Origin of the sequence: uncultured Empedobacter sp. (assembly GCF_937930195.1) — a bacterium.
GTDB lineage: Bacteria > Bacteroidota > Bacteroidia > Flavobacteriales > Weeksellaceae > Empedobacter > Empedobacter stercoris.
Window position 1 is genome coordinate 34,516 of record NZ_CALGVK010000184.1, and the last position, 6,919, is coordinate 41,434.

Here is a 6,919-nt window from a genome sequence, read left to right on the forward strand (position 1 = left end):
ATTTTAAGTATTTATTTTTTTGCAGAATTTAAAAAAAATGTTAATTTCGTAGTATGAGGTTAGAAGAGCATATAAGTCAATTATTATTTCAGCACGATTGTGTAATCGTTCCGAACTTTGGTGCGTTTATTTCAAATGCAGCGTCTGTAGCATTCGACGAGAAAACGAATACTTTTATTCCACCAAGAAAAGAACTTTCTTTCAATTCGACTTTAACAAAAAGTGATGGAGTTTTGGTGAATAAAATTGTACAAGATGAACCCATGTCTTTTGAAAATGCGCAAACTTTTTTGAATGAACAGGTTTATTTTTGGCAAGAACATTTGAAAAATGGGAAAATTCTAACCTTACAAAATATTGGCTCATTAAAATTTAATGAAGCAGGAAAAATTGACTTCAAACCAGAAAATGCTCAAAATTATTTCGTTGCTGCTTATGGGCTTTCAAATTTACAAGCCAATTACATTTTAGATTCATCTAAAGCTAAAACATCAAACAAACACATGTCTAAATTTTTAGCAGCAGCCTCTATAATTCCTATTATAGTTGGTGGCTTTCTATATTTTAATACGCCGCAACCTGTACAAAAATTTGTAAATAAACAATGGAGCGGTTTAGTTTTGCCAATGATTGGCCAAAATGAAACAAAACAAACTGAAAAAGTTTCTGTGCAATATGACGTTTATAATATGCCACAAACGATTACTGAACCTTCTTTAGTCGAATATCAAATTGCTGAAACAGTAACAAAAACAGATACAATTGAAACACCAAAAAAAGTTGAAATTACAGTTGTAAAAGAAACTAAACTGAATGAAACGGATAAGGAAATAACTGCAATTGTAAAAGAAAAACCTTCATCAAAAGAAATCGTTAAAACTGAAACAAAAAAAATAACGAAGATTGAATCACCAGAAAAAGAAGATGTAAAAAATGTTGATAAAAAAGATAGTACAACAAAATCAACTGTAAAAACTTCAAATAAAAAATACCAAGTTATCGCTGCTTCTTTGAAAAGACAAGAAGATGCAGATAGATTGTTGGGCGAATTGAAAAAACAAGGTTACAAAAATGCTGAAATCAACTATGTAAAAGGTCGCTATTACTATGTTACATACAATAGCTTTAATAATATAGATGATGCACAAAAATATATGAATGATGTAAATAAAAAGTCGCCCGGAACATGGGTTAGAACTGAAAATTAATTTACCTTTTAAAATACCATCAATAAAATAAGCTATCCTGTGGATAGCTTATTTTATTGATGGTATAAAGAAACTCGTTTATTTTATTGAAATTTGCAAACAACAAACAAAAGTTTATGGCGAAAGCAAAAACAGCAAAAGAATCATTAGCTGTAATGACAAATTTGGTTTTACCAAATGAAACCAACAATTTAGGAAATATGTTCGGAGGTGAATTGTTAGCTTCTATGGACCGAATTTCATCAATCTCTGCAAAAATGCATGGTGGAAGTTTCTTAGTTGTAACTGCAAGTGTGAACCATGTTGCATTCAATATTCCTATACCTATGGGAAGTACAATAAAATTAGAATCTAAAGTTACACGAGCATTCAATTCTTCGATGGAAGTGTATGTCGATGTTTATGTATACGATTACGAAAACTGTATTTACAACCAAACAAATAGTGGAATTTACACTTTTGTCGCAGTTGATAACGACAATAAACCTGTAAAAGTACCTGAATTAATTCCTGAAACTGAACAAGAAATTGAACGTTACGAAGCAGCTTTGCGTCGTAAACAATTAAGTTTAATTTTAGCAGGACGTATGCAACCTGCGGATGCGCTTGAATTGAAATCACTATTTATAACAGAATAATTACATAAAAAAAGCCTCAAATCATCTAAACTTGAGGCTTTTTTTATTGAGGTTTGAACTCTTCTAAATTATTTTTTTGAGTGTTTTGACGTTCTTTTTCTTCTTTGGATAATTTATCCTCAAGATTATTTTTAACCTCATCCAACATCTTTTTCATTTTTTCTGGTTGCATCATATAATACTTGTAACTTTCTTGGAAAGTATTTATTGAAACATCATAAGCATTCAAAATGTCTACTGCGTCTTTCGCTAAAACAAGGCTTTGATCTTCATTTTGAATTGGATACATTTGCAAACCTTGTTGGCTAATGTATAAATCTGTCAAAATATCTATCATATCAGACTTTCCGATAAGATCTTTTGGTTTTTCATAATTTTTTGGAGCACAACTAAATACTCCTAAAAATAAAATAATTGCTACATACAAATACTTCATAATTGTCCAAATATATGTCTTATTCGCAACGAAATTACGCCAAAAACAGCTTCCCCAATAATATCAGAACTAATTTTTGACTCTCCCAACGTTCTGTCCGTAAATATAATAGGGACTTCTTTTAGTTTAAATTTCTTGATCCATGTTTTGTATTTCATTTCAATCTGAAATCCATAACCTTTAAATTTAATTTTATCTAAATCTAATGTTTTTAAAACATTTGCACGATAACCTACGAATCCTGCTGTTGCATCATGAACAGGTAAACGCGTAATAACACGAACATATTTTGAAGCAAAATAAGATAACAAAACTCTGTTCATAGGCCAATTAACAACATTAACGCCATTAGAATAGCGAGAACCAATTGCTAAATCAGCACCATCAGCCAAAGCTTGATACAAACGTGGCAAATCATTTGGATTATGAGAAAAATCGGCATCCATTTCGAAAATAAATTCGTAATTATTGGCTAAAGCCCATTTAAAACCATGTACATAAGCACGCCCCAAACCATCTTTTGTTGTTCGAATTTCTAAATGCAAACGCCCATTAAACTCAGGAATTAAACGTTTTACAATTTCGTTTGTTCCATCAGGAGAACTATCATCAACAATTAATACATCAAATGCTCCGTCAGCCGCTAAAGCAGCGCGGATTATAGCTTCTATGTTTTCTTTTTCGTTATAGGTCGGGATAATAACTAATTTGTCCGACATAAATATAATTTTGTGGGCATAAAGATAGTTATAAGATTGTTAGGGTTTTGTATTTTTGAAAAAATTATGAAAACAAACGATTTAATCTCAATAGGAAAAAACACAGTTGGCAATGACACTATTCTTATTACTTTGATAATGTGTTTATTATTGGTTTGTGCGACAAAATATTTGTTTGCGAAAAATTTTAAGACGCTAACAAATAAAAACGAATACATGAATTTTACGGACGATAATACGACTCTGTTTAGTTTTATTGTAAATGCTGTAACAGTTTTATTGATCAGTCTACTATTGGTTTCTTATTTTGACATTAATTACAACCACCTCCCGAATTTCAACTTTTATTATTTATCTCGTCTAGGAATAACCTTTGGAATTATTAGTATCATCATGCTTTTCAGACTATTGATAGAGGTCGTTTTTTATAAAGTATTTTATGAATCTAGTTCTATTCTCTATTTTATGAAAAGTTCGAGTTATGTAAACGCTAAAAATGTTTTGCTTTTATTAGTTATTTGCTTTTTATTTTTTTATACCCAAATTAACAAAGATTATTTAATCATCATCGGTTTTATTTTGTTGTTTTTGAATAGAATATTTGAGATTTATAGCATTTACGCCAAACAAATTCATAAGAATAAATCAATTTGGTATTATAATATTTTGTACCTTTGCACCCTAGAAATTTTACCTATTATGGTTTTAGCAAAGCTGTTAATTGTTGGTAAAGTAATCTAAAATTACTATGAAAGTTAAATCAATATTAGTATCACAACCAACGCCTCAGGCGGAGAACTCGCCATACTACGAGATTGAAAAAAGTAATAAAATCAAAATTGATTTTAGACCATTTATCCAAGTTGTCGGAATAGACGCAAAAGAAGTTAGACAACAAAAGATTGATTTTAGCAAAGTTACTGCAGTTATTTTTACGAGTAGAAATGCAATTGATCACTTCTTCCGCCTTGCAGAAGAAATGCGTTTTACCGTTCCTGATTCTATGAAATATTTTTGTGAATCTGAAGCGATTGCCTTCTATTTACAAAAATACATAGTCTATAGAAAACGTAAAATTTATATTGGAGAAAAAGTATTTGCTGACATGGTGCCTTTGTTTAAAAAGCACAAAGAAGAAAACTTTTTATTACCCGCATCTGATGTTTTGAAACCAAACGTTCCTACTTTATTAGATAGCTTAGGTTTAACATGGCAAAAAGCAACTTTGTTCAGAACTGTATCAAGTGATTTATCAGATTTGTCTGATGTAAAATATGACATTCTTGTTTTCTTTACACCTTCTGGTATTAAATCTTTATTTGAAAATTTTCCAGAATTTGTACAAGACGATACGAGAATAGCAGTTTTTGGGAAATCGACAGCAGATCAAGCAAAAGAGATGGGATTACGTGTAGATATTGAGGTGCCAACACCACAGACACCGTCAATGACAATGGCATTAGACAAATACGTTAAAGAAGCAAATAAATCTAAATAAGATTGCTTTTACCCTTCTCTCTAATAAAAAATACGTACATTAAAGAGATGGAAAAAACATGGGAAATAAAAGAACAAGCCACAACTGAGGTAATTAAGGATTTAAGAGAATCACTTAACATTTCAGAGGTTCTTGCTATTTTATTAGCTCAACGTGGAATAACGAATTTTAGCCAAGCTAAATCGTATTTCAACCCCTCTTTAAAGGAATTGCATGATCCTTTTTTGATGAAAGGAATGTCTGATGCAGTTTCGCGTATCAAAAACGCTATAGATGACGAAGAAAATATCTTAATATTTGGAGACTACGATGTAGATGGAACGACAGCTGTAACATTATTTTACGAATTTCTGACTTCTATCTACTCGAAAGTCTTTTTTTATATTCCAGATCGAAACAACGAAGGTTATGGCATCTCTCAACAAAGCATACAATTTGCTGTAGATCATAACATTTCACTGGTTATTGTGTTAGATTGTGGCATAAAAGCTCATGAAGAAATTAACTATGCACAATCAAAAAAAATAGATTATATTATTTGCGATCACCATTTACCAGATCGTTCTGTGCCAAAAGCCTATGCTGTTTTGGATCCAAAACAAAAAGGTTGCCGTTACCCGTACAAAGAGTTGAGCGGCTGTGGAGTTGGATTTAAATTAGCACAAGCATATACCGAAAAGTTTAACCTTCCGAAAGAGAATCTTTTACCACTTTTAGATTTAGTTGCTGTAAGTATTGCGGCTGATATTGTACCCATTACGGGTGAAAATCGCATCTTAGCTTATGCAGGTTTACAACGATTAAACTCTGAACCTCGTTTAGCATTTCAACAATTAATTCCGACCAATATTAAAAATAATGTCAACATTTCGAATGTTGTTTTTTCAATTGCGCCAAAAATTAATGCCGCTGGACGAATAAAACACGGTTCTGAAGCTGTTCGTTTTATGTTGAGTACAGACGAAGAAGATTGTCGTAAATACCTGAATGACATAAATTCTTTGAATAACGAACGCAAAACGTTGGACCTTGACATGACACATGATGCGCTATTACAACTAAATCAAATCAATACAGATGAAAAATATTCGACAATTGTTTACGATTCTTCTTGGAATAAGGGAGTCATAGGAATTGTTGCTTCGCGTTTAGTTGACTTGTACTACAAACCGACGATTGTATTTACGAAAAACAATGAAGGAGAAATAGTAGGTTCGGCACGTTCTATTCAAGAATTTGATATTCATTCTGCTATTGCAACCAACAAAGATTTGCTAACTCAATTTGGTGGACATATGGCGGCGGCCGGTTTAGCAATGAAAGAAGAAAACTTCGAGAAGTTTAAAATAAAATTTGATGAAACGGTAAAAGAAATGTCGAACGGCAAACACTTTACACCTTCTATTTTGATTGATAAAGAGATATCGTTCAACGATATGACACGTACTTTTTTAGAATCTGTGATGCGTATGGCTCCTTTTGGTCCAGAAAATATGAACCCTGTTTTTCTGTCAAAAGATCTATTGGCAACAGATTTTAGATTAGTTGGTAAAGAACATGCACGTTTGTATGTACATCAACGAGATACGCGTATTACATTTCCTGCAATAGGTTTCAAATTAGGTAAATTTGGTCCAAAATTAGAGAAAGGTCAATCGTTTGATATGGTTTATACTATCGGGATGAATTATTGGCAAGGAAAAGGAACTTGGCAATTAAACATCAAAGACATTCGTTTCAACGATTAGTGATTTCCTTCAACAACCAAAACCATTTCACCTTTTAAATTTCTTTTTTCGGCAATTTCAGCCAATTCTGTTAAAGTTCCACGTAATGTTTCTTCAAACTTTTTAGAAATTTCTCGTGATAAACTCGCTTTACGTTCAGCGCCAAAATTTTCAGCTAAATCTTTTAAAGTTCGTCCTATTTTATGGGGAGATTCGTAGAAAATCATTGTTTTCTTTTCATCTACTAATGAGTCTAATTTAGATTTTCGTCCTTTTTTTACAGGTAAAAATCCAACAAAAGTAAATTCGTTATTTGGTAATCCCGAAACAACCAAAGCAGGAACAAAAGCAGTTGCGCCAGGCAAACATTCGATAACAATATCATTTGCAACACACTCTTTCGCTAACAAATAACCTGGATCAGAAATACCTGGAGTTCCAGCATCTGTAATAATAGAGATAATTTGACCATCTTTTAACTGACGAACAATATCTTCTGTTGCTTGATGTTCGTTGTGCATATGATAACTACGCATTGGAGTAGAAATTTCGAAATGTTTTAGTAAAATACCACTATTTCGCGTGTCTTCAGCAAGAATCACATCCGATTCTTTTAATACATCAACAGCTCGAAATGTCATATCTCCTAAATTTCCGATTGGTGTTGGAACCAAATATAATTTTCCACTCATG

At 31.9% G+C, this 6,919-nt stretch carries 8 protein-coding genes; 5 read left to right on the plus strand and 3 right to left on the minus strand.

Annotated features, from left to right (window positions below; translation table 11 throughout):
• Positions 1 to 53: 53 nt before the first annotated feature.
• Together Q0616_RS11085 and Q0616_RS11090 are read left to right on the plus strand one after the other, a co-directional pair.
• Positions 54 to 1,208, plus strand: coding sequence for an SPOR domain-containing protein (locus Q0616_RS11085; RefSeq protein ID WP_171623031.1), 1,155 nt, complete (start codon positions 54 to 56; stop codon positions 1,206 to 1,208).
• Positions 1,209 to 1,324: 116 nt separating this feature from the next.
• Positions 1,325 to 1,846: an acyl-CoA thioesterase gene (locus Q0616_RS11090; protein ID WP_171623030.1), complete on the plus strand. Its 522-nt coding sequence runs from the start codon at positions 1,325 to 1,327 to the stop codon at positions 1,844 to 1,846.
• Positions 1,847 to 1,889: 43 nt separating this feature from the next.
• Here the strand turns inward: Q0616_RS11090 and Q0616_RS11095 are convergent, their stop codons facing one another.
• On the minus strand, positions 1,890 to 2,282 hold the full coding sequence (locus Q0616_RS11095; RefSeq protein WP_171623029.1) for a DUF4296 domain-containing protein: 393 nt from the start codon (positions 2,280 to 2,282) through the stop codon (positions 1,890 to 1,892).
• Positions 2,279 to 3,001, minus strand: coding sequence for a polyprenol monophosphomannose synthase (locus Q0616_RS11100; protein ID WP_171623028.1), 723 nt, complete (start codon positions 2,999 to 3,001; stop codon positions 2,279 to 2,281). Before Q0616_RS11100 ends, Q0616_RS11095 begins: the two co-directional genes overlap by 4 nt.
• A 66-nt stretch (positions 3,002 to 3,067) precedes the next feature.
• Between Q0616_RS11100 and Q0616_RS11910 the strand changes: the two genes are divergently transcribed.
• From Q0616_RS11910 to recJ, 3 genes are read left to right on the plus strand one after another with little or no spacing between them, the layout of a single operon-like run.
• Positions 3,068 to 3,742 (plus strand): DUF4271 domain-containing protein, encoded by a 675-nt coding sequence (locus tag Q0616_RS11910; RefSeq protein WP_260541764.1) that lies wholly within the window; start codon positions 3,068 to 3,070, stop codon positions 3,740 to 3,742.
• A gap of 7 nt (positions 3,743 to 3,749) precedes the next feature.
• The gene (locus Q0616_RS11105; protein ID WP_171623026.1) at positions 3,750 to 4,499 is read left to right on the plus strand and encodes a uroporphyrinogen-III synthase; all 750 of its coding nucleotides are present in this window, start codon (positions 3,750 to 3,752) and stop codon (positions 4,497 to 4,499) included.
• Between the two features lie 47 nt (positions 4,500 to 4,546).
• Complete coding sequence (recJ, locus tag Q0616_RS11110) at positions 4,547 to 6,247, plus strand: single-stranded-DNA-specific exonuclease RecJ (protein ID WP_171623025.1); 1,701 nt, start codon at positions 4,547 to 4,549, stop codon at positions 6,245 to 6,247.
• Here the strand turns inward: recJ and rsmI are convergent.
• On the minus strand, positions 6,244 to 6,918 hold the full coding sequence (gene rsmI, locus Q0616_RS11115) for a 16S rRNA (cytidine(1402)-2'-O)-methyltransferase (RefSeq protein WP_286482940.1): 675 nt from the start codon (positions 6,916 to 6,918) through the stop codon (positions 6,244 to 6,246). The genes recJ and rsmI overlap by 4 nt on opposite strands.
• Position 6,919: the final 1 nt, after the last annotated feature.

What these genes read in the sequence shown, in the direction of transcription:
- Q0616_RS11085 (WP_171623031.1), top strand. Translation starts at nt 54, where the DNA reads ATGAGGTTAGAAGAGCATATAAGTCAATTATTATTTCAGCACGATTGT.
- Q0616_RS11090 (WP_171623030.1), top strand. Translation starts at nt 1,325, where the DNA reads ATGGCGAAAGCAAAAACAGCAAAAGAATCATTAGCTGTAATGACAAAT.
- Q0616_RS11095 (WP_171623029.1), bottom strand. Translation starts at nt 2,282, where the DNA reads ATGAAGTATTTGTATGTAGCAATTATTTTATTTTTAGGAGTATTTAGT.
- Q0616_RS11100 (WP_171623028.1), bottom strand. Translation starts at nt 3,001, where the DNA reads ATGTCGGACAAATTAGTTATTATCCCGACCTATAACGAAAAAGAAAAC.
- Q0616_RS11910 (WP_260541764.1), top strand. Translation starts at nt 3,068, where the DNA reads ATGAAAACAAACGATTTAATCTCAATAGGAAAAAACACAGTTGGCAAT.
- Q0616_RS11105 (WP_171623026.1), top strand. Translation starts at nt 3,750, where the DNA reads ATGAAAGTTAAATCAATATTAGTATCACAACCAACGCCTCAGGCGGAG.
- recJ (WP_171623025.1), top strand. Translation starts at nt 4,547, where the DNA reads ATGGAAAAAACATGGGAAATAAAAGAACAAGCCACAACTGAGGTAATT.
- rsmI (WP_286482940.1), bottom strand. Translation starts at nt 6,918, where the DNA reads ATGAGTGGAAAATTATATTTGGTTCCAACACCAATCGGAAATTTAGGA.